This window comes from Parafrigoribacterium humi, from assembly GCF_040227205.1.
In the GTDB taxonomy this organism is placed as follows: Bacteria; Actinomycetota; Actinomycetes; order Actinomycetales; family Microbacteriaceae; genus Parafrigoribacterium_A; species Parafrigoribacterium_A humi.
Genome location: NZ_JBELOA010000004.1, coordinates 175,474 through 195,056 on the forward strand (window position 1 = coordinate 175,474; position 19,583 = coordinate 195,056).

Below are 19,583 nucleotides of genomic sequence, written 5' to 3' on the forward strand. Positions count from 1 at the left end.
TTAGCGCTCCTCGCGGAATTCGACGTGCTGGCGCACGATGGGGTCGTACTTCTTCAGCACGAGACGGTCTGGGTCATTACGACGGTTCTTCTTGGTGACGTAGGTGTATCCGGTGCCGGCGGTCGAGCGAAGCTTGATGATCGGACGGATGTCGTGCTGCTTGGCCATTAGATCTTCTCCCCACGGGCCAGGAGGTCCTTGACCACGGACTCGATGCCACGGGCATCGATGACCTTGATGCCCTTGGCGCTCAGGGTCAGCGTGACGTTACGACGCAGCGAAGGCACGTAGTAGGTCTTCTTCTGAATGTTCGGATCGAAGCGCCGCTTGGTGCGACGGTGCGAGTGTGAAATGTTGTGTCCGAAGCCGGGAACGGCGCCGGTCACTTGGCAGGTTGCTGCCATGTCTTCCTCCATCAGTACCGTAAGACGATCTGTCTTACCCAAGGTCTCTTGTCGGCACACGCAACCCCACAAATCGTGAAAGAGGTGGGGTTCGCATACATGGGCGCGCGGAGATACCGCGGCCAGCGATCAAGCTTACGTGCCGGATGGGGCAGAGCGCAAACGGGAACGGTCGTCTACCGCGCCGCCGCGGTGCAGTTCTCGCAGAGCCCGAAGACGTCCACGACATGGGTCGCGCCGGTGAAGCCGTGATCGGCGGCCACCGACTTTGCCCAGGTTTCCACGGCATCCGCTTCGATCTCGATGGTGAGGCCGCAGCTGCGGCAGATCAGGTGGTGGTGGTGCTGACCGGGAGTGCAGGCACGGTACAGGCTCTCGCCCTCGGCCTGCAGCGAATCGGCCTCGCCCTCCACGGCAAGATCGGCGAGCGCACGATAGACCGTAGCCAGCCCGATCGCCGAGCCGGCAAGACGCAACTCGGAGTGCAGGGTTTGCGCGCTGATGAAACCCTCATTGCCGTTCAAAGCCTCGCGGACGGCTTCGCGTTGCCAGGTGTTCCTCTTCACAGGCTTTCCACTCACAGCCAGATTCTAACTTTCGAGGGTGTGAACCAGCAGGCGTCCGTTGTTGCCCGTGCGCGTGCGGCGCGCGCCGACGATGCGGCACACCACGTAGATAAGGAACGAGATGGTGGTGACATAGGGGCTGATCGGCAGCCCGCCACCGAGCGCGAGCATGATGCCGCCCACCACGGAGACCACGGCGAAGATCACGCTGAGCAGCGGCGTGAGCAGTGGCGACGCGGTCACCCGCATCGCGGCGGCGGCGGGCGTGACCAGCAGGGAGAGCACGAGCAGAGCCCCCACGATCTGGATCGCGACCGCGGTGGCGAGCCCGAGCAGGATCATGAAGACGATGCCCAGCGTGCCGACCGGCAGACCCCGCGCCCTCGCGACATCCGCATCGACGCTCGCGAAGCTCAGGGGACGCCAGATGAGCAGGAGGCCGAGGATCACGACGACCGAGATGACTATGAGGGTCGAGAGCTGAGGGTTGTCGACCGACACGATCTGCCCGGTCAGCAGGCCGAACTTGTTCGCGCTTCGCCCCTTGTATAGGGCGAGGAACAGGATGCCGAGCCCGAGCCCGAAGGGCATGATCACCGCGATGATCGAGTTGCGTTCCTTCGCCCGCGACCCGAGCACCCCGATCAGAATGGCCGCGAGCAGCGAGCCGGCCACCGAGCCCGCGACGACATTCGCCCCGAACAGCAGTGCAGCGGACGCCCCGGCGAACGACAGTTCGCTCACACCGTGGACGGCAAATGCGAGGTCGCGGGTCATCACGAAGGTGCCGATGAGTCCGCCGACGATGCCGAGAATGGCGCCGGCGAAAATCGAGTTGCGCACGAGCATGAGCAGCTCGCCGTAGTCGGTGAAACCGAAGATCTGTGTCCAGAAGTCGTCCATCACGGCTCCAATCCGGTGCCGCCGTGGTGCTCGAGGTGGTCGTGCACACCGTAGCCCTCCGGGGCGCCGAGCACGACGACCCGTCCGCGGGAACGGATCACCTCGACAGGGGTGTCATACATGAAGGAGAGCACCTCGGAGCGCAGCACCTCGTCTGGCGTGCCGATCTGGAAGCGCCCGCCAGCCAGGTACAGCACCCGATCGACCATCCCGAGGATCGGATTCACGTCGTGGGTGACGAACACGACCGCAGTGCCCGCGGCCTTGCGCTGCGCGTCGATGAGTTCGCTGATCGCCCGCTGGTGGTGCAGATCGAGCGAGAGCAGCGGCTCGTCGCAGAGCAGCAATCGGGGATCGCCCGCGATCGCCTGGGCCACCCGGATGCGTTGCTGCTCTCCGCCGGACAGCGTCGCGACCGGCACCTTGGCGTAGTCGCTCGCACCGACGGACTCCAGCGCGGCGTCGACCCTGGCGTGTACCTCTTTCGACACGAGCGGCAGGCCCCAGCGGTGGCCGTTGACGCCGAGCGCGACGAGATCTCGAGCGCGCAGGGGAGTGCCTTGCTCGAGAAGCTGTTGCTGGGGGATGTAGCCGATCGCGCGGCTGCCCCGACCGACCGGTGTGCCGAGCAGGTTGATGGTCCCGGAGGTCAATCGCTGCTGCCCGAGGATCGACTTGAGCAGGCTCGTCTTGCCGGTGCCATTCGGGCCGAGCACGGCGAGAAACTCGCCGGGGCGAACGTCGAGGTTGAGGCCGCGCCACAGCGTGCGGTCGCCGAAGGCGAGCGTCGCCCCGCTGAGACTCAGCACGGGATCGGAGGTGACCGCCCCGGGGGTCATGGCCATCATTTCGTCAACGCTGCCTTCAGCGCGGCGAGGTTGTCGGACATCCAGGTCAGGTAGTCCGTGCTCTTGGGCAAGGTCTCCGACACGGGAACCATGGGGGTCCCTGCAGCCTTCGCTGCGGCGATCACCTGGTCGGTCTCCGGTCCACCGGTCTGTTCGTTGTAGACGAGCAGCTTCACGCGATGCGCGCTGAACAGGCGCAGGGTCTTCTCGAGCGCATCCGGGGCGACATCCCTGCCCTCTTCGATCGCTTCGCTGAATTCCGCCGGGGTCTCGTCGACCAGTCCGGATGCCGTGAGCAGATACAGCGGAACGGGCTCGGTGATGGCGACCCCGGCCCCCTCGCCCGCTCCCGCCTTCAGCGCGGCCTCCTCGCCCTCGAGCGCGCCCAGTGCCGCGTCGAAGGTCTTCTGGTTCGCGGCGAATCGGGCAGCGTGTGCAGAATCGAGCGTGGAGAGTTCGGCTGCAATACGTGCTGCGACCTTCTTCACGGTCGGGAAGTCGTACCAGACGTGCTCGTTGAGCGTGCTGTCCTGCGCGAACCCGGAGATGTCGACGGCGTTGAGAATCGTCGCGTCGCCGTTGTGTGCGCCCTTGAGCAGGGTGGTGACGAAGTCGTCGTAGCCCCCGCCGTTCTCGATCACGATGTCGGCCTTCGACAGTGCGAGCTGCACTCGCGCGTTGGCCTCGTAGGAATGGGGATCCTGCGCTGGATCGGTGATGATCGAGGTGACCGTGACGTCGGTGCCGCCGATCTGCTTCGCCACGTCTCCCCACACATCCGTGGACGCGACGATCGAGACCTTCCCGTCGGCCGGACGTGCCGGGCTGGTGGAGCATCCGGCGAGCACGACGACGAGCGCCGAGAGCATGGCGAGCAAAGCTGTGGCTTTGGGAGTGAGCCGCATGGTGTGTGCCTTCTAAGCCGGAGAGCCCGACCGTTGATGATATTGATTATCAATAGTAAAGCACAGTTCCGGTTGGACGAATAGCGGGAAGACTGCTCAGTCGAGCAGCAGAGCGGGCTCCTCGATGATGCTCGCGACGTCCGCGAGGAAGCGGCTCGCGACATCCCCATCGACGATGCGGTGGTCGAAACTGGCGCCGAGCGTCGTCACGTAGCGCGGGCGAACCTCGCCGTCGACCACCCACGGCTTCTGCTTGATCGTGCCGAGCGCGACGATCGCGACCTCGCCCGGATTCAGGATCGGCGTACCCGTGTCCATGCCGAACACGCCGATGTTGGTCACCGTGATCGTGCCGTTCGACATGTCCGCCGGCTGCAGCTTGCCCTCGCGCGCGACGTTGGTCATGTTCTCGATCGCCTGCGCGAGCTCACGCAGGGAGAGTTCCTGGGCATCCTTGATGTTGGGCACGACGAGGCCGCGCGGAGTCGCCGCCGCGAAGCCGAAGTTGACGTAGTGGTGCACGACGATCTCTTTGTCGGTCCAGGTCGAGTTGACCGTGGGGTTGCGACGAACCGCCCAGATCATCGCCTTGGCCATGACGAGCATGGGGGAGACCTTGACGCCCGCGAAGTCTGCAGAGTTCTTGAGTCGCTTGACGAACTCCATCGTGCGGGTCGCGTCCACGTCGACGAACACGCCCACGTGCGGAGCGGAGAACGCGCTCTTGACCATGCCCGTGGCGATTGCCTTGCGCACACCCTTGACCGGGATGCGCTCCTCGCGCTCCTCACCCCACTCCGGCGTCTCGATGTTGCGGAACACACTCGCCTGCGACGCGGCACGAATCACGTCGTCGCGCGTGACCTCGCCGACCAGGCCGGTGGCCTCGACGACCGCGAGGTCTACTCCGAGATCCTTGGCGAGCTTGCGGATGGGCGGCTTCGCGATCACGTTCGAGCCAGCGCTCGCCGCCTGTGGGTGAACGGATGTCGTGGCCGGCCGCCTGCGTCGGGAGGCTACCTGCCCCTTGAGCCCGTAGCCCACGAGAACGGCTCCGCCCTCGCCGACGTCCGGCTCCTGCGCGATGCTGCTGGTGGTGTCTTCGACGGCGCTGCGGGCATCCGCGTCCGGCACCTGGGCACCGGCTGCGTCGCCATCCGACGACACCGTGATGATCGGCGTGCCGACGTCCACCGTCTGTCCTTCTTCGACCAGCAGTGCCGTCACGACCCCGGCGAAGGGAGAGGGGAGTTCGACGAGTGATTTGGCCGTCTCGATCTCGACCAGCACCTGGTTCACCGTGACGGTGTCACCGGCCTTGACCTTCCAGGCGACGATCTCCGCTTCGGTGAGGCCCTCGCCGACGTCGGGGAGGGGGAAGTTCGAGCTGCTCATGATGGCGCTCCTTCACTGTGGTTCGTGCGTGATGATCTAGGTCGAAAAATACCGCATGTCCTCAATAGGCGAGCGCTCGATCGACCGCTTCGAGCACTCGGTCGGCGTCCGGCAGGTAGGTGCCCTCGAGTTTGGCCGGCGGGAACGGCGTGTCGAAGGCGTTGACTCTCAGCACCGGCGCTTCGAGCGAATAGAACGCGCGCTCGGCGATCGTCGAGGCGATCTCGCCCGTGAGGCTCGCGAGCCCTGGCGCCTCGGAGGCGACGACCAGTCGTCCGGTCTTCTGCACGGATGCCACGATCGGCGCGTAGTCGATGGGGGAGAGGGAGCGGAGATCGATCACCTCGATGCTCGTACCCTCCGCCTCGGCGAGCTCCGCGGCCTGCAGCAGCACCGTGACCATCGCGCCGTGGCCGACGAGGGTCACCTGCGTTCCGGTGCGCACGATCCGGCTCGCGTGCAGGGGAACGGCGCTCGCGCTGAAATCGACAGGGCTCTTGTTCCAGTAGCGACTCTTCGGCTCGAAGAACAGCACCGGGTCGTTCGAGGCAATCGCCTCCTGGATCATCCAGTAGGCGTCGTTCGCGGTGCTCGGGCTCACCACGCGCAGGCCAGGGGTGTGCGCGAAGTACGCCTCAGGGCTCTCCTGGTGGTGCTCGACGGCCCCGATGTGCCCGCCATACGGCACCCGGATGACCACGGGAACCGTCAGGCCACCCTCGTGGCGGCTCGTCATCTTGGCCAGCTGGGTCGTGATCTGGTCGAAGGCGGGAAAGATGAATCCGTCGAACTGGATCTCACAGACCGGCCGGTATCCGCGCATCGCGAGTCCGATCGCCGTGCCCACGATGCCCGATTCGGCGAGCGGGGTGTCGAACACGCGCTTCGTGCCGAACTCCGCCTGCAGCCCTTCTGTGACCCGGAAGACGCCGCCGAGCGGACCGATGTCCTCGCCCATGAGCAGCACCTTGTCGTTGTCGGCAAGTGCCTTGCGCAGCCCGGCATTGAGCGCCTTGGCAATGGGAATCTCCTGCTGTGCGCCGCTCATGCGCCTGCTCCGAAGGATGCCTCGTAGTTCTCCAGCCACGCCTTCTGTTGGTCCATGAGCGGGTGCGGCTCCGAGTAGACGTTGTCGAAGATGAGGTCGTTGGCTGGCGGGCCGATCTGCAGGGTGCGGGCTCGCACATCCGCGGCGAGGTCTTCTGCCTCCTCGGCCACGGCCGCGAAGAACGCATCGCCCTCGCCGCGCGAGCGCAGCCAGGTCTCGTAGCGCGCGATCGGATCGCGGGCGATCCAGGATTCGAGCTCCTCGTTCAGCCGATACTTGGTCGGGTCGTCGCTCGTGGTGTGCGCGCCGATGCGGTAGGTGAGCGCCTCGATGAACCGGGGGCCGCCGCCTGCACGCGCCTCGTCGAGGTTCTTACGGCTCACGGCGTAGCTCGCGAGCACGTCGTTGCCGTCGACCTGCACACCGGGCATGCCGAAGCCCCCCGCGCGCTGGTACAGCGGCCCATGGGACTGCACGCTCACCGGCACGGAGATCGCCCAGTGGTTGTTCTGCAGGAAGAAGACCTCGGGAGTCTGGAAACTTGCGGCGAAGACGAGTGCCTCGCTGACATCCCCCTGGCTGGTCGACCCGTCTCCGAAGTAGACGATCACGGCCTCGTCGCGCTCTGCATTGCCCGTTCCGCTCGCCCCGTCGAAGCCGACGCCCATGGCGAAACCCGTCGCGTGCAGCGTCTGCGAGCCGAGAACGAGCGTATAGAGGTGGAAGTTGCCGTGGTCTGCGGGAGTCCAGCCGCCGTTGGTGACGCCGCGCATCATCCGCACGATGTCGACGGGGTCTATTCCGCGAATGAGGCCGACCGCGTGCTCGCGATACGACGGGAAGACGTGGTCCTGTGCGCGCAGGGCGCGGCCGGAGCCGACCTGGGCGGCCTCCTGCCCCTGGCTCGGTGGCCACAGGGCGAGCTGGCCCTGCCGCTGAAGGTTGGTGGCCTCGGTGTCGAACCGGCGCGTGATCACCATGTCGCGGTGGAACTGGCGAAGCTCGTCATCGCTGAGCGCTTCGACGTATGGCAGGTACTGTTCCGCGAGTGCGCCGGTCTGCAACACCCCGTCGGGGGAGAGCAACTGAACCAGTGACGCAGTTTCTGCCACGATGACCTCGCCGTTCTGTCTGAGCCAGCCTGATGTGTGGGCCGGCTTCGTGTTCTGGGCTTCGGATGCCACGCCCCGGGTTGACGGGCGCAGAACTCGGCGCTCGATTGGCGCCAGAGTTCTAATCTAGCTGCGCCTCCACAGCCGCCATTGGTAGCTCGCGCACAACCTCTGCGGAAGCCTTTAGGAGTTTATCCACAGATTCCGGCTCACCAATGGAGACCCGGATGCCATCGGATCCGAGCGGGCGCACCACGATTCCGTGCGCAGCGAAGACCTCCGCGGCCCGCGCCGTTGCCTCGCCGGTCTCCAGCCAGACGAAGTTTCCCTGGGGGCGCGGAACCCGCCATCCCTGGTCGACGAGGCGCTGCCAGACCGACTCCCGCCGCTCCGCGATCATCGAGACCCGCTCGAGCAGAGCGTCCTCGTGCTCGAGAGAGGCGAGCGCGGCACGCTGGGCCGGCGTCGTCACCGAAAGAGGGATCGCCGTGGAGCGCGCGGCATCGAGGATGTAGGCCGGGCCGATCGCGTAGCCGATGCGAAGGCCAGCCAGGCCATAGGCCTTGGAGAAGGTGCGCAGCACGACGACGTTGGGGTAACGGTGCAGAACGTCTGTGCCTCGCACAGCCGACGCATCCGTCACGAATTCGACGTAGGCCTCGTCGAGAAGCACGAGCACCGTCTCGGGCACCTGGCCCATGAACTCCGCGAATTCCTCCGCGGTCACGATCGTACTCGTGGGGTTGTTGGGGGTACAGACGATCACGACACGGGTTCGGTCCGTGATCGCCGCCGCCATCGCGGCCAGGTCGTGTCTGCCGTCCGCGAGCACGGGAACCTGCACGCTCGTCGCGCCGGAGACAGTGACAAGACCCGGGTAGGCCTCGAATGACCGCCACGCGTAGAGCACCTCGTCGCCGGGGCCCGCAGCCGCCTGGATGAGCTGGGCGATGATCGAGACCGAGCCGGCACCGAGGTGCACGCGCTCCAGACTGACGCCGAATCGCTCGCCCAGCTCTGTGCGCAGGAGCACGCCCTCGGCATCCGGATAGCGATTGATCGCCAACGCGTCTGTCACCGCGCGCAACACCTCGGGCAGTGGGTCGAAGGGGTTCTCATTGGACGACAGCTTGAAGGCGTCGTCTGCGGCCGGCTTTCCCTGGCGGTAGGCGGTGAGCGCCGTGATCTCATCACGGAGGCGAACCTTCGGAGCGTCTGTTTCTGTCACGATCCAACCCTATTGCGACGGTGCCTTCTCGTTCTGCGTGGAGTCGCCGATCAGCACCTACTTATTGCAACCCGGCACGTGCCCAAGGCATAGTTGAGCGATGACACGATTCCTCGTCCGCCTCATCATCAACGCGATTGCACTGTGGATCACCACCCTCATCGTCGCCGGTGTCACGGTCAAGCCGTTCGCGCCGGGAGACACGCTCGCCTGGGTTCTGACCTACCTGCTGATCGCCCTCATCTTCGGCGTCGTGAACGGGGTGATCGGCAATGTCATCCGCATCGTGGCATTCCCGATCTACATCCTCACCCTCGGCCTCATCTCGCTCGTGGTCAACGCGCTCCTGTTGCTGCTCGTGAGCTGGATCACCTCGCTGCTCGGCTTCGGCCTCTCCATCGCGGGCTTCTGGTGGGGCGTGCTCGGTGCACTCGTGCTCGCTCTGCTGAGCTGGCTGATCGGGATGCTGCTGCGGCCCGTGATGGGGCGCCACTAGCGAACATCGGTGCGTCACGGCCCGGTCCTGACGGCGCGATAGAGGCGGGTCTCGACCGTCGCGGGCTGTCCGGCGAAATCGCTGAGGACATCCCGCATCGCGACGAGCCGCTGCTCGTCTGAGGCGTCGGCCATGGTCGCCGTCTCGCGATAATTCACCAACTGGTGTGCAGGCACGGCGAGGTCACCCGCGTATGGCTGGTCGGCGTAGACGGTTCTCGTCACCAGCAGCGGATCGGAGGACTTCCACACTCCTCCGGTTGCGGGCACCAGGTCGTCGGCGTGCTCGAGGGCCACGTACGGGATGTCGTGGGGCACCGAGACCGCGCCGGCCGGACCACCGAAGGTCACGAGGCCCCGGGTGTCGTAGTCTCCGGATGCCGCGAGTTCCGCCGCCACGAGGCCGCCCTGCGAGTACCCCGTAAAGGTCACCGGGGTCGTTTCGTCGATCCCCGCGTCCGTCATGGCCAGCTTTGTCGCCTCGAGCGACCCCGGGCTGCCTCCCGCGACACCGTTGAGGTTGCTCGTCATGTCCCACGGTTCCGTCGTCGCGACGAGCGACGTGTCGATGGTGCCTGCGAGATACACCTCGTACCGGTCGGGGGCACTCGGCTGCACGTACTTGTCAATGCGGATCTGGTTCACACCGGTGGGAATGCGGTCCACTCGCTGTGCGAGGCCGGTCGGCGGCGGTGAGCCCGCGGCGCTCCGGTTCGCGGTGATTGAATTCGCAGTGCTCGCCCTCGGACCGGGCTTCGGCGCCCTGCTCTCGTACACCGTGACAGGTGTCTCCCGGAGCACGCCCGTTGTCCCCAGGGCCCCCACGACGGCCGCGGCGGAACTGCTGACCCCCAGAATGCCGAGACCATCGTCACCGAGGAGTTCGCCGACCGGTTCCGGGACGCCGATCACGCCCTCGCCGAAGTCATCCGAGCTCGACACCGCGAGCCGCAGCATCCCGACGAACCGCGGGTCACTCAGCAGCGGCTTGTGCTCCTGCGCCCATGCGGCGAGCGCCTTCTTGCGCGTGCTCGCAGGCGTGAACGCCCACACGATGCCGAATGCTCCCGCGGTCAGCAGGCCAGGTACCAACAACGGGATGCCCACGAGCATCGCGAGCGGCAGCACCGACCCGAGCTGGTGGGCCAGCATCGCGCTCGCCCGCCTGGCCCACTCGCCCGCGGCCCCGTCGGCGTTGCTGTAGGAGGTGATGACATGATCGAGTCCGTCCACGATCTGGTCTGCACGATTGCGGGCGGAGCGCAGCGCGTGTGCCGCGTCTGTCATGGCGGTCTCGGCGCGCAGCGCGGACGGTGGGGCATCCGCAGCTCTCAGCCCGGCCCGGGTGACTCGCCCGTCGATGGAGTGCAGTCCGGCGATGCAGTCGCCCAGCTCGTCGCGGAGACGTTTCAGCTGCTGGCGCCGCACGAGCAGGCTCTCGGTGGCGACCTCGGTGGTGCCGCCGCCCGAGATGACGAGGTCACCGGCCACGGCCGCCCGGGCCTCCCGTCGCCCGTCTGGTCTCGCGAACTGCCGCGGCGAGCTGCTCCTGTGCCGTGTTGAGATCGGTACGCAACGCATCGAGTGCCCAGGAGTAGAAGAGGTGCGCAAGCCCGCGCCAGTCGTCGGCGGTGTCTGCGGGCAGAAGCAGGCGAGTGTCGTCGAGACGTGTGAGCACCCGCTCCAGTTCCCACACCTGCTCCTCAAGGGCGCGCCACAGTTCGAGCGCCGTCGCACCGTCCATTCGCACCCTCTCGTTCGAGGCTTCCAGTCTGGGCCGCTCGTGGCATTCGTTCCCCGCGTGTCACGGCATCCCGTTCAGTGTTGTGCGCTGCTCGCGCCTGTGGAGGAGAGGAGGCGCCGCAGGCGAAAGATTACGGTGGTTCTCTCGGCGGTGATCTGCGGGAGAATGAACCATGAGTTTTGACCGCACACTCGACGAGTCTGCGCTGTTCAGGATCTGCTTCGTCTGCACCGGCAACATCTGCCGCTCCCCGATGGCCGAGGTGGTCTTCCGCGCCATGGTCAAGCGCGCCGGTTTCGACGGCAGGGTCACGGTGATCTCCGCCGGCACCGGGGACTGGCACGTCGGCGAGCACGCGGACGGTCGCACGGTCGCGGCACTCGCCGCGCGCGGTTACGATGGGTCGGGTCATCGTGCGAAACAGTTCGACACCGAGTGGTTCGAGAATCTCGATCTGGTTGTGGTGTTCGACCGAAGCCAGGAGCGCATCATCCGGGCCTGGGCGAACACGGAGGCAGACCGGAGCAAGGTGCGCATGCTGCTCAGCTTCGACAGTGAGCAGTCCGCCCAGGTGGATGTGCCCGATCCGTATTACTCCGACGCAGCCATGTTCGATTCGGTGCTTGGCATGATCGAGAAGTCCAGCGCGGCGCTGTTCCGCCAAATCGAACCAGGAATCCGAGGCGTAACCCCATGAGCCCACTGCCAGAGCAACCGCTGAGTCCGCTCGATGGCCGGTACCGTGCCGCGGTCAGCTCACTCGGCGAGTACCTCTCCGAAGCCGGCCTCAACCGGGCGCGCGTGCAGGTGGAGGTGGAGTGGCTCATCTACCTCACCGAGCACGAGCTGTTCGGATCCGCCCGCCTCAGCACGCAGGAGGTCTCGTCGCTGCGGCTCCTGGTTCCGGCGTTCGGCCAGGCCGACATCGACGAGTTGGCCGAACTCGAGGCGACGACCCGTCACGACGTGAAGGCCGTCGAGTACTACGTGCGGGCGAGACTGGATGCGCTCGGCCTCGGTCGCGTCGCAGAGCTGACCCACTTCGCCTGCACGAGCGAAGACATCAATAACCTCTCCTACGCGCTGACCGTGCGCGACGCCGTGCACGAGGTGTGGCTGCCGAAACTCGACGAGGTGATCGAAGAGCTCGCGATGCGCGCCGTCGACCACCGGGCGGATGCGATGCTCGCCCACACGCACGGCCAGCCAGCCACCCCGACCACTGTGGGCAAGGAGTTCGCGGTGTTCGTGATGCGGCTCAAGCGCCTGCGCCAGCAGTTGGACGGCCAGGAGTTCCTCGGCAAGTTCAGCGGGGCGACCGGAACGTTTGCCGCCCACGTTGCCGCGGACCCCTCGCAGGACTGGCCGGCCATCTCGAAGGAGTTCGTGGTCTCGCTCGGCCTGGACTGGAATCCGCTCACCACCCAGATCGAGTCGCACGACTGGCAGGCCGAGCTGTACCAGAAGGTCAGCCACGTGAACCGGGTGCTGCACAACCTGTGCACGGATGTCTGGACCTACATCTCGATGGGCTACTTCACCCAGATTCCCCAGGCCGGCACCACGGGCTCATCGACGATGCCGCACAAGATCAACCCGATCCGCTTCGAGAACGCGGAGGCGAACCTCGAGCTCTCGAGCGCCCTGTTCGACTCGCTCGCGAGCACGCTCGTGACCTCCCGCCTGCAACGCGACCTCACCGACTCCACGACGCAGCGCAACATCGGCGTTGCCTTTGGCCACTCCGTGCTCGCGCTCGACAACATCCTGCGTGGCCTCAGCGAGATCGCCGTGAACCGTGCCGCTCTCGCGGCCGACCTCGACTCCAACTGGGAAGTACTTGGCGAGGCCATCCAGACCGTGATCCGCGCCGAGGTCACCGCCGGCCGCAGTTCGATCGCCGACCCCTACGCGATGCTCAAGGAGCTCACCCGCGGCAAGAAGGTGGACCAGGCACAGCTGGTCACCTTCGTCGACGGCCTCGACATCGGAGCGGATGCGAAGGCGCGCCTTCTCGCGCTGACCCCCGCCGGCTACGTGGGCCTCGCGAGCGATCTCGTGGAGTACGCGGAATAGGCACGGCCGAGAAACAGAGGCTCCGTCATCAACATTTCCGGAAACTCGGCCTACGCGCCGTTCGGTGTTGCCAGCGCGCCGACCACCCATCACCCGGCTAACCAACCTCCCTGGGCAGTACATCTAGCGCGCGGATTTGTTCTGGCCGTCGGCATCCTGCTCGTGCAGGTCGACCTTCTCTGCGGCGTTCGGCTTCGTGGCGAGTTCGAGCAGGGCAATCGTGACGAGTGTGGCGATGAAGGCGATGCCGAACGACACGATGGCGAGGATGGGCTCCCTCACCGTGACGAGAACAATAAGCCCGGCGAAGAGAGCGAGCACCCCCGCGATGAGAAGGAACTCGAGAGGACGCAGTCGATCCTTACGACTCGGAACGTTCATGCGGCCGCGCCGCCTTTCGTCTGGATTTCCGTGTCCGGCGTTGTGGCCGGTTCGCTCTGGGTTCCCCACTTTGCCGAGAATCCGGCGATGAGAAGGTATATAGCCAGTATCGCCGCATAGGCACCGAGGATGCCGACAGCCACGATCGACGCATCCAGAACCCCAGTTGTGCCCTCGGCCGTGCGCACGCTCTGGTGCAGTCCCGGCGGTACGAGCAGCAGTGCCGCCCCAGCGGCCACCGTGATGACCCCGCTGACCAGCCAATCGTTCGAGGCGACGAAACGGCGCCGCGTGCGCAGGCCGCTGTAGAGTTCGAAGAAGCCCGTGATGAGCGCGAATGTCGTCACGATGAGGAAGAAGACCGAGATGCTGCCGCTGTGGAACACGAGCGCGAGCACCCCGGCCACCACCGTGATCACCCCCTGGGCAACGAAGAACGACCGCGCGCCGCTGCCCGCCAGGCGCCTCCACGACATCACCGCGAGGATGAGTCCGCTGACCACGGCGAACAGGCCGAAGCTGATCAGGCCGAAGCCGACGGAGTGATTCGAGACGAAGGTTATGACGAGGCCAAGGATCGCGGCCGGAATTGCGCGGACGATAGCGACAGGCCAATAGGCAGCGCGCTGTGCGGCGTTGTCCTGCAGTGCGGACACGTGACCTCATTTCCGGGGGAGCACCAGCGTCCAGTTTACGCTGGCGCGCGACCCCAACGAGTGCCACGTCATCACGGCACCACCAAACTGTCATAGCCTTGGCCGCATGACCGGTGCACCATCCACTCCCGACCCGGCGACCTCATCGCTGTCGGTCACCACCATCTACCGTTACCCGGTGAAATCCTGCCGCGGACAGTCGGTACGCAGTGCCCTGGTCGAACCGTGGGGCCTCGCGGGAGACCGGCGCTGGATGCTCGTGGACAACCACGGCGTCGAGGTCACGGCCCGCAAACATCCGCACCTGGTTCTCGTCACACCCAGCTACTCGAGCGACGGCCTCATCCTGGAACGGCCCGACGCGGACCCCCTTCTCGTGCCCATCCCCGACGGGTCGGAGCTCGTGCCCGTCACCATCTGGAAGAACCCGGTCGAAGCCTCCCTCGCGACGCCGGAAGCTCACGCCTGGTTCAGCGAGGTCGTCGGTTTCTCCGTGCGACTCGTCTACCTCGACGACCCGACCAGGCGCCCGGTGCAGCCGAAGTACGGCAGGGACACCGACCGGGTGTCGTTCGCCGACGGATTCCCGCTGCTGCTGGCGAACGAGGGCTCACTCGACGCACTCAACGAATGGATTCCCGCAGATGCCCCGCAGGCACCACTGACGATGAACCGGTTCCGCCCGAGCGTGGTCGTCTCTGGCGCACCCGCCTGGGACGAGGATGCCTGGCGCGTGCTGCGCATCGGCTCGACCGTCTTCCGTTCTGTGAAGGCCGCAGGGCGCTGCGTGCTCACCACGGTCGATCCGGAGACGTCCAAGCGGGGCAAGGAGCCGCTCGCCACCCTCGCGAAACACCGCAAATGGGATGACAAGGTCTGGTTCGCGGTCAACCTCATCCCCGACACTCCCGGCACGGTCATCCGCGTCGGCGACGAGGTCGAGGTGCTCGAGCGCGTGGACTCAACCGAACCCCAGCGCTAGTAGCACTTCCTCCTCGCCGCCGGTGCGCCTCAGCCGTGGTCGACGAGTGGATGCACCTGCACGCCCGTGTGGTCCTGCCGCAGTTCGGCCAGCCCGCTCGCGAGCGAGACCGCCTCGTCGAGGTCGGCAGCCCGGATCACGTAGAAGCCGCCGACGACCTCCTTGCCCTCGAGGAACGGGCCGTCGGTGACCATCGGTCGCGCCACGCCTCCCGGACGCAGGGTGACCGCCTTCGCCGATGACTCGAGCTGGCCCGATGAGACGATCTTCGCGCCGGCCTTTGCCCGGAACGTTTCGTGTCCCTCGTCGATCCGGCGCATCTCCTCGGCGCTCATCGCGTCCCACCGCTGTTCATCCCCGTAGATCAGGATCATGTATTCAGCCATGTCGTACATCCTTCCGCCAGCGGGCCCGGGTGGCCCGGTCACCATTTCTACGAATGGCGACGTGCACAATCGACAAGCCCAGTACTCGGGCAAACACATGCCTCCGTGCGTGTCGGTTCCAATTCAGAATGGCCGCAGATCGCGGCGAATTCAAAGTAGTTGGCAGTCGATCCGACCCGGGTAATCCATGCTCGTTGGTGAAATCCATTGACTTGATCGATCATGTTCCCGAACTCTCAGTTCAGATTCATCCCGTGCGTGCGGCTGTCCAGAGCCTGCTTCCAGAACGACTCTCGCTTCAGGATCGTGTCCGCTCTCGTCTTAGGGTCAAAGATCTCAAGAATCGAATACTGGAAGCTGTTGATGATGTGGGAGTCACCAAGATCTGCTCTTAAGTGCTCGAGTTCTCGATTGCCTCCGGTGAGGTTCTTCAGGTGCGCGTATCCTGACCAGCGTTGCCAAAGCCCGTTCGCCTCTCCGGATGCGGAACCGACGTACAGTCTTCCGTTGCTGAGGTCGGTTATGACGTAGACACCCTTCACGCTCGACAGAGCGTCCTTCCAACTCGGCTCATCGTTACCGATAATCCGTTGCAGTTCGTTGTGCCGAAGCCGGACGTTCTGATACCCGGGGAACGTGCCGAGCTTAGTGTCTGGCGCGAGTTCGTAGACCTCGGGATGGAGCTGCTCCTGCACCATCTTGTAGCGACGGAGGTACACGTTTCGCCCAATCGGTCTTTCGAGCTTGATGATCAGACGCTTGATGTAGTCGGCATGTAATGGAAGCGGAGTCAAACGATACCCGTAGTCGTCGATGAGGTCCGGCTTGATCGTGTGCACCTCAAACGCCCCACCGAAAATAAAGTACTGCGGCCCATAGGGGTAGTACTGCGCAAAGGACAGCAGAACGTGTGAGTTACCCATGTTGTTGTTCGTTTGCTTCGTCCGCCAGCGGCCCATGTTCAGCCACTCTTCGTGGTCGTCCATGAGGAGATCCCATGCTTCGCCTCCACCATCGCCGGCTCGCATGTTGAACTTCACCTTCGTGAATTCCGGTTCCGGAACAGGCAGGAAGTCGGTAAATGTAATCAAGTGTGCTCCCTGGTGACGTTGGCCACGAAAGATCGAGGCGCCGTCAACGTCAGCGTAACTCAAGCAACCTCGATGCCGTCCACCACATATGCAGCGCGATGACCACCCGACAATTGTTGGTAGCCCTGCCAAGGAGTGCTGGATTTTGCAATGTTCACGCGGAACCTAGGGACGGACGAGTCCTAGGCAGGCGCCATGTCCTGGAAGCGCGAGAAGTGACCCTGGAACGCGACGGTGACGGTGCGGGTGGGTCCGTTGCGGTGCTTGGCCACGATGAGGTCGGCCTCGCCCGCGCGGGGATTGTCTTTCTCGTAGGCGCTCTCGCGGTGCAGCAGGATCACCATGTCGGCATCCTGCTCGAGCGATCCGGACTCTCGAAGGTCTGACAGGGCGGGCATCTTGTCCTGCCGCTGCTCCGGTCCACGGTTGAGCTGGGAGAGCGCGATGACGGGAACCTGCAGCTCCTTGGCGAGCAACTTGAGTGCACGCGAGAACTCGCTCACCTCCTGCTGGCGAGATTCGACGCGCTTGCCCGAGGTCATCAGCTGCAGGTAGTCGATGACGACCATCTTGAGCCCGACCTTCTGCTTGAGCCTGCGGCACTTTGCACGGATCTCGACCAGGGTCATGTTCGGGCTGTCGTCGATGTAGAGCGGTGCGTCATTGATGCGGCCGCGAGTGGAGGCGATCGTGGTCCAGTCGCGGGTGTCGACCGTGCCCTTACGCATGTTCTGCAGTGGAACGGCGGCCTCGGCCGAGAGCAGCCGCATCGCGATCTCGCTGCGGCCCATTTCGAGCGAGAAGAAGATCGCTGGCATGTCATGCTTGATGGATGCCGCCCGCGCGAAGTCGAGGGCCAGCGTCGACTTACCCAGGGCAGGGCGCGCAGCCACGATGATCAGCTGGCCCGGGTGCAGCCCGTTGGTGAGTTCATCGAGTTCGGCGAACCCGGTGGGGACACCGGTCATCGAGCCGTCGCGACCCTTGGCCGCCTCGATCTCGTCTATGGCCGTGGTCACCGCAACGGTCAGCGGGATGAAGTCCTCTGCCTCGACGCCACCGGTGACGTTGTAGATCTCCGCCTGCGCGTTGTTGACGAGGTCGACGACCTCGCCCTCGCTTGCGTAGCCCATCTGCACGATGCGGGTGCCGGCTTCGACCAGGCGACGCAGCACGGCCTTCTCGGCGACGATCGCGGAGTAGTACCCGGCGTTGGCCGCGGTCGGCACGAGTCCGGTGAGGGTGTGCAGATATTCCGCGCCGCCGGCCCTCGCGATCTCGCCGGTCTTGACCAGCTCATCCGTGACCGTGATGACGTCGGTGGGCTCGCCGTGCGAGTAGAGCGAGAGGATCGCGTCGAAGATGATCTCGTGCTTGGGGATGTAGAAATCGATCGCGCGGACGGTTTCGATGACGTCGGCCACCGCGTCCTTGCTGAGCAGCATGCCGCCGATGGCACTCTGTTCCGCGAGGAGGTCGTGCGGGGGAGTGCGCTCTGAGCCGCGCTGCTCACCAGACTGTCGCTGGTCACCGGCCAGCCCCAGATGAGCAATCGACATCGCGCTCCCCCTTTCGATTTGCGGGCACCGCCGCCCTATGGGTACTTCCGCTGTGTGGACACTGCCCGTTTTGTGGGCACGGTTTCTTTATAGGCGCAGCCGACGACACCGGATGCCAGTCCGGTGCTGTTTCGCGATCTCGGGCCGTTTCGGGTGATTCGCGCTGGTTCGGGGAGCGCCTCGCTACCCGTGCCGTATCACCCTAGGAAGCCCGCGCGACAGAGACAACCGTGCCTGTGGATAACGCTGTGGACTAAATGCGCGAAACGCCGGAAACCGTGTGAGCAAACTGTGGAGAGATCTGTGAACAACTCGCCAATTTATTTGAGTATTACCGCTCTGACCTGCATTTTTGTAAAAAAGTGGCTGTGTGTAAAAACATGTTTAGAGTGTGGGTTGAGGGTTGTACACAGCAGGGTCTACCTGTGCACAAGCAACCCCCCAATGTGGGTACAGAAAAAGAGTGGCGGCGAGCTTTCGCTCGCCGCCACCGCAGAGTACTGTTGGTGCTATTTTGCCGCGCTGACCACCAGGGTGATCGTCGCGACGATGTCGTCACGGAGACGAACAGTCGCCTCGTGCTGGCCCGTCGCCTTGATCGGCGAGGTGATCTCGATCTTGCGCTTGTCGACGGAGCCGAGGCCCGCGGCGGCAACCGCGTCGGCGACATCCGAGGTCTTGACAGAACCGAAGAGGCGTCCGCCCTGGCCGGCCTTGACCGTCAGCTTGACGGTGTTGGCCTCGAGCTTGGCCTTGAGGTCCTGCGCCTCTTCGATCGTCGCGTGCTCGCGCGCGGCACGAGCGGCCTTGATCGAGTCGATCTGCTTCTCGCCACCCCGCGTCCACGCCACGGCGAAGCCCTGCGGGATGAGGTAGTTGCGAGCAAACCCGTTCTTGACGTCGATGACGTCGCCGGGGGCACCGAGGCCGGTGACCTCGTGCGTGAGGATCAATTTAGACATGCGATGGCTCCTTAACGGCCTGAGCCGGCGTAGGGAAGCAGCGCCATCTCGCGCGCGTTCTTGACTGCGCGGGCGATGAGACGCTGCTCCTGCACGGAGACACCGGTGATACGGCGAGCGCGGATCTTTCCACGCTCGGAGATGAACTTGCGAAGCGTCGCGACATCCTTGTAGTCGATGACGCCGACGCGGATCGCCTTTGCCGGAGCGGCATTCTTGCCGCCCTTGGCATTGCGAAGAGGCTTACGGCGATCGCCGCTGCTCTTTCCAGCCATGGTTTCCTACTTTCTGAAAATTGTTTGTCGAGTGGGCCGCAGGGCGACCGGGTCGTGAGACTTAGAAGGGGGTCTCGTCGTTGAAGTTGCTGCCCGGGTTGTTCCAGACATCTCCAGACGACGCGTCCGCGGGTGCGGATGTCGCCCACGGCTCGTCTGCGACCTGGCCGCGACCACCCCCTGCGCCACCCTCGCGAGAGGATGACGTGCGAGTGACCTGTGCCGTCGCGTACCGCAGGCTCGGACCGATCTCATCGACCTCGATCTCGTAGCTGGTGCGCTTCTCGCCTTCCTTCGTCTCGTACGAGCGCTGCTTGAGCCTGCCCGTCACGATCACCCGGGAACCCTTGGTGAGGGATCCGGCGACGTGCTCGGCAAACTCGCGCCACACGCTGGCACGGAGGAAGAGGGCCTCGCCATCTTTCCAGTCGTTGCTCGCGCGGTCGAAACTGCGCGGCGTGGATGCGATGGTGAAGTTGGCAACCGCCAGCCCGCTCTGCGTGTAACGCAGTTCGGGATCGCTGGTGAGGTTGCCCACCACAGTGATTACGGTTTCGCCGGCCATGA

The 19,583-nt window shown here is 65.0% G+C and carries 24 protein-coding genes; 4 read left to right on the forward strand and 20 right to left on the reverse strand.

All coding sequences use genetic code 11. The annotated features are described in order from the left end of the window. The 10 genes from rpmG to hisC all read right to left on the reverse strand — a co-directional run bounded on the left by rpmG (position 1) and on the right by hisC (position 8,409). Complete coding sequence (gene rpmG / locus ABUA28_RS09130; protein ID WP_349903735.1) at positions 1 to 168, reverse strand: 50S ribosomal protein L33; 168 nt, start codon at positions 166 to 168, stop codon at positions 1 to 3. Next, on the reverse strand, positions 168 to 404 hold the full coding sequence (rpmB, locus tag ABUA28_RS09135) for a 50S ribosomal protein L28 (RefSeq protein ID WP_096382802.1): 237 nt from the start codon (positions 402 to 404) through the stop codon (positions 168 to 170). The genes rpmG and rpmB overlap by 1 nt, the downstream gene beginning before the upstream one ends. Positions 405 to 580: 176 nt before the next feature. Continuing rightward, entirely contained in the window at positions 581 to 970 is a 390-nt protein-coding gene (locus ABUA28_RS09140; RefSeq protein WP_349903736.1) for a Fur family transcriptional regulator, read from the reverse strand. A 24-nt stretch (positions 971 to 994) separates the two neighbouring features. After that, a complete protein-coding gene (locus ABUA28_RS09145; RefSeq protein WP_349903737.1) occupies positions 995 to 1,873 on the reverse strand; it encodes a metal ABC transporter permease in 879 nt (292 codons plus the stop codon). Then, positions 1,873 to 2,721 (reverse strand): metal ABC transporter ATP-binding protein, encoded by an 849-nt coding sequence (locus ABUA28_RS09150; protein WP_349903738.1) that lies wholly within the window; start codon positions 2,719 to 2,721, stop codon positions 1,873 to 1,875. The genes ABUA28_RS09145 and ABUA28_RS09150 overlap by 1 nt, the downstream gene beginning before the upstream one ends. Beyond that, on the reverse strand, positions 2,718 to 3,626 hold the full coding sequence (locus ABUA28_RS09155; RefSeq protein WP_349903739.1) for a metal ABC transporter solute-binding protein, Zn/Mn family: 909 nt from the start codon (positions 3,624 to 3,626) through the stop codon (positions 2,718 to 2,720). The genes ABUA28_RS09150 and ABUA28_RS09155 overlap by 4 nt, the downstream gene beginning before the upstream one ends. A gap of 96 nt (positions 3,627 to 3,722) precedes the next feature. Further along, the gene (locus ABUA28_RS09160) at positions 3,723 to 5,021 is read right to left on the reverse strand and encodes a dihydrolipoamide acetyltransferase family protein (RefSeq protein ID WP_349903740.1); all 1,299 of its coding nucleotides are present in this window, start codon (positions 5,019 to 5,021) and stop codon (positions 3,723 to 3,725) included. A gap of 61 nt (positions 5,022 to 5,082) precedes the next feature. Further along, the gene (locus ABUA28_RS09165; RefSeq protein ID WP_349903741.1) at positions 5,083 to 6,069 is read right to left on the reverse strand and encodes an alpha-ketoacid dehydrogenase subunit beta; all 987 of its coding nucleotides are present in this window, start codon (positions 6,067 to 6,069) and stop codon (positions 5,083 to 5,085) included. Next, a complete protein-coding gene (locus ABUA28_RS09170) occupies positions 6,066 to 7,181 on the reverse strand; it encodes a thiamine pyrophosphate-dependent dehydrogenase E1 component subunit alpha (RefSeq protein WP_349903742.1) in 1,116 nt (371 codons plus the stop codon). The genes ABUA28_RS09165 and ABUA28_RS09170 overlap by 4 nt, the downstream gene beginning before the upstream one ends. A gap of 121 nt (positions 7,182 to 7,302) precedes the next feature. Next, positions 7,303 to 8,409 carry a histidinol-phosphate transaminase gene (gene hisC, locus ABUA28_RS09175; protein ID WP_349903743.1) on the reverse strand — a complete coding sequence of 369 codons (1,107 nt, stop codon included), beginning with the start codon at positions 8,407 to 8,409 and terminating at the stop codon, positions 7,303 to 7,305. Between the two features lie 100 nt (positions 8,410 to 8,509). Between hisC and ABUA28_RS09180 the strand changes: the two genes are divergently transcribed. After that, positions 8,510 to 8,905 carry a phage holin family protein gene (locus ABUA28_RS09180; RefSeq protein WP_349903744.1) on the forward strand — a complete coding sequence of 132 codons (396 nt, stop codon included), beginning with the start codon at positions 8,510 to 8,512 and terminating at the stop codon, positions 8,903 to 8,905. A 14-nt stretch (positions 8,906 to 8,919) separates the two neighbouring features. On the opposite strand, the gene ABUA28_RS09185 is transcribed toward ABUA28_RS09180, so the two are convergent. Both ABUA28_RS09185 and ABUA28_RS09190 read right to left on the reverse strand, forming a co-directional pair. Next, on the reverse strand, positions 8,920 to 10,395 hold the full coding sequence (locus ABUA28_RS09185) for a hypothetical protein (protein WP_349903745.1): 1,476 nt from the start codon (positions 10,393 to 10,395) through the stop codon (positions 8,920 to 8,922). Further along, positions 10,385 to 10,648, reverse strand: coding sequence for a hypothetical protein (locus ABUA28_RS09190; RefSeq protein ID WP_349903746.1), 264 nt, complete (start codon positions 10,646 to 10,648; stop codon positions 10,385 to 10,387). The genes ABUA28_RS09185 and ABUA28_RS09190 overlap by 11 nt, the downstream gene beginning before the upstream one ends. Positions 10,649 to 10,820: 172 nt before the next feature. Between ABUA28_RS09190 and ABUA28_RS09195 the strand changes: the two genes are divergently transcribed. Then, positions 10,821 to 11,345: a low molecular weight protein-tyrosine-phosphatase gene (locus ABUA28_RS09195; protein ID WP_349903747.1), complete on the forward strand. Its 525-nt coding sequence runs from the start codon at positions 10,821 to 10,823 to the stop codon at positions 11,343 to 11,345. Continuing rightward, the gene (gene purB, locus ABUA28_RS09200) at positions 11,342 to 12,724 is read left to right on the forward strand and encodes an adenylosuccinate lyase (RefSeq protein ID WP_349903748.1); all 1,383 of its coding nucleotides are present in this window, start codon (positions 11,342 to 11,344) and stop codon (positions 12,722 to 12,724) included. The genes ABUA28_RS09195 and purB overlap by 4 nt, the downstream gene beginning before the upstream one ends. A 123-nt stretch (positions 12,725 to 12,847) precedes the next feature. On the opposite strand, the gene ABUA28_RS09205 is transcribed toward purB, so the two are convergent. Then, positions 12,848 to 13,105 (reverse strand): hypothetical protein, encoded by a 258-nt coding sequence (locus ABUA28_RS09205; RefSeq protein WP_349903749.1) that lies wholly within the window; start codon positions 13,103 to 13,105, stop codon positions 12,848 to 12,850. After that, positions 13,102 to 13,761, reverse strand: a complete 660-nt coding sequence (locus tag ABUA28_RS09210; protein ID WP_349903750.1) for a DUF308 domain-containing protein — start codon at positions 13,759 to 13,761, stop codon at positions 13,102 to 13,104. The genes ABUA28_RS09205 and ABUA28_RS09210 overlap by 4 nt, the downstream gene beginning before the upstream one ends. 106 nt (positions 13,762 to 13,867) lie before the next feature. On the opposite strand from ABUA28_RS09210, the gene ABUA28_RS09215 reads away from it, so the two are divergent. Then, positions 13,868 to 14,743 (forward strand): MOSC domain-containing protein, encoded by an 876-nt coding sequence (locus ABUA28_RS09215; protein WP_349903751.1) that lies wholly within the window; start codon positions 13,868 to 13,870, stop codon positions 14,741 to 14,743. A 29-nt stretch (positions 14,744 to 14,772) separates the two neighbouring features. On the opposite strand, the gene ABUA28_RS09220 is transcribed toward ABUA28_RS09215, so the two are convergent. The 6 genes from ABUA28_RS09220 to ABUA28_RS09245 all read right to left on the reverse strand — a co-directional run bounded on the left by ABUA28_RS09220 (position 14,773) and on the right by ABUA28_RS09245 (position 19,581). After that, entirely contained in the window at positions 14,773 to 15,129 is a 357-nt protein-coding gene (locus tag ABUA28_RS09220) for a YciI family protein (protein WP_349903752.1), read from the reverse strand. 236 nt (positions 15,130 to 15,365) lie between these two features. Beyond that, positions 15,366 to 16,220, reverse strand: coding sequence for a GIY-YIG nuclease family protein (locus tag ABUA28_RS09225; RefSeq protein ID WP_349903753.1), 855 nt, complete (start codon positions 16,218 to 16,220; stop codon positions 15,366 to 15,368). Positions 16,221 to 16,402: 182 nt separating this feature from the next. Next, complete coding sequence (gene dnaB / locus ABUA28_RS09230) at positions 16,403 to 17,779, reverse strand: replicative DNA helicase (protein ID WP_349903754.1); 1,377 nt, start codon at positions 17,777 to 17,779, stop codon at positions 16,403 to 16,405. Between the two features lie 509 nt (positions 17,780 to 18,288). Beyond that, positions 18,289 to 18,741 (reverse strand): 50S ribosomal protein L9, encoded by a 453-nt coding sequence (gene rplI / locus ABUA28_RS09235; protein ID WP_349903755.1) that lies wholly within the window; start codon positions 18,739 to 18,741, stop codon positions 18,289 to 18,291. 11 nt (positions 18,742 to 18,752) lie between these two features. After that, a complete protein-coding gene (rpsR, locus tag ABUA28_RS09240) occupies positions 18,753 to 19,016 on the reverse strand; it encodes a 30S ribosomal protein S18 (RefSeq protein WP_163473846.1) in 264 nt (87 codons plus the stop codon). Between the two features lie 61 nt (positions 19,017 to 19,077). Next, positions 19,078 to 19,581 carry a single-stranded DNA-binding protein gene (locus tag ABUA28_RS09245; RefSeq protein WP_349903756.1) on the reverse strand — a complete coding sequence of 168 codons (504 nt, stop codon included), beginning with the start codon at positions 19,579 to 19,581 and terminating at the stop codon, positions 19,078 to 19,080. Positions 19,582 to 19,583 lie beyond the last annotated feature (2 nt).

What these genes read in the sequence shown, in the direction of transcription:
- ABUA28_RS09165 (WP_349903741.1), bottom strand. Translation starts at nt 6,069, where the DNA reads ATGAGCGGCGCACAGCAGGAGATTCCCATTGCCAAGGCGCTCAATGCC.
- rpsR (WP_163473846.1), bottom strand. Translation starts at nt 19,016, where the DNA reads ATGGCTGGAAAGAGCAGCGGCGATCGCCGTAAGCCTCTTCGCAATGCC.
- ABUA28_RS09145 (WP_349903737.1), bottom strand. Translation starts at nt 1,873, where the DNA reads ATGGACGACTTCTGGACACAGATCTTCGGTTTCACCGACTACGGCGAG.
- dnaB (WP_349903754.1), bottom strand. Translation starts at nt 17,779, where the DNA reads ATGTCGATTGCTCATCTGGGGCTGGCCGGTGACCAGCGACAGTCTGGT.
- ABUA28_RS09215 (WP_349903751.1), top strand. Translation starts at nt 13,868, where the DNA reads ATGACCGGTGCACCATCCACTCCCGACCCGGCGACCTCATCGCTGTCG.
- purB (WP_349903748.1), top strand. Translation starts at nt 11,342, where the DNA reads ATGAGCCCACTGCCAGAGCAACCGCTGAGTCCGCTCGATGGCCGGTAC.
- rplI (WP_349903755.1), bottom strand. Translation starts at nt 18,741, where the DNA reads ATGTCTAAATTGATCCTCACGCACGAGGTCACCGGCCTCGGTGCCCCC.
- ABUA28_RS09160 (WP_349903740.1), bottom strand. Translation starts at nt 5,021, where the DNA reads ATGAGCAGCTCGAACTTCCCCCTCCCCGACGTCGGCGAGGGCCTCACC.
- ABUA28_RS09195 (WP_349903747.1), top strand. Translation starts at nt 10,821, where the DNA reads ATGAGTTTTGACCGCACACTCGACGAGTCTGCGCTGTTCAGGATCTGC.
- ABUA28_RS09150 (WP_349903738.1), bottom strand. Translation starts at nt 2,721, where the DNA reads ATGATGGCCATGACCCCCGGGGCGGTCACCTCCGATCCCGTGCTGAGT.
- ABUA28_RS09245 (WP_349903756.1), bottom strand. Translation starts at nt 19,581, where the DNA reads ATGGCCGGCGAAACCGTAATCACTGTGGTGGGCAACCTCACCAGCGAT.
- ABUA28_RS09155 (WP_349903739.1), bottom strand. Translation starts at nt 3,626, where the DNA reads ATGCGGCTCACTCCCAAAGCCACAGCTTTGCTCGCCATGCTCTCGGCG.
- ABUA28_RS09180 (WP_349903744.1), top strand. Translation starts at nt 8,510, where the DNA reads ATGACACGATTCCTCGTCCGCCTCATCATCAACGCGATTGCACTGTGG.
- ABUA28_RS09220 (WP_349903752.1), bottom strand. Translation starts at nt 15,129, where the DNA reads ATGGCTGAATACATGATCCTGATCTACGGGGATGAACAGCGGTGGGAC.
- rpmB (WP_096382802.1), bottom strand. Translation starts at nt 404, where the DNA reads ATGGCAGCAACCTGCCAAGTGACCGGCGCCGTTCCCGGCTTCGGACAC.
- rpmG (WP_349903735.1), bottom strand. Translation starts at nt 168, where the DNA reads ATGGCCAAGCAGCACGACATCCGTCCGATCATCAAGCTTCGCTCGACC.
- ABUA28_RS09205 (WP_349903749.1), bottom strand. Translation starts at nt 13,105, where the DNA reads ATGAACGTTCCGAGTCGTAAGGATCGACTGCGTCCTCTCGAGTTCCTT.
- ABUA28_RS09190 (WP_349903746.1), bottom strand. Translation starts at nt 10,648, where the DNA reads ATGGACGGTGCGACGGCGCTCGAACTGTGGCGCGCCCTTGAGGAGCAG.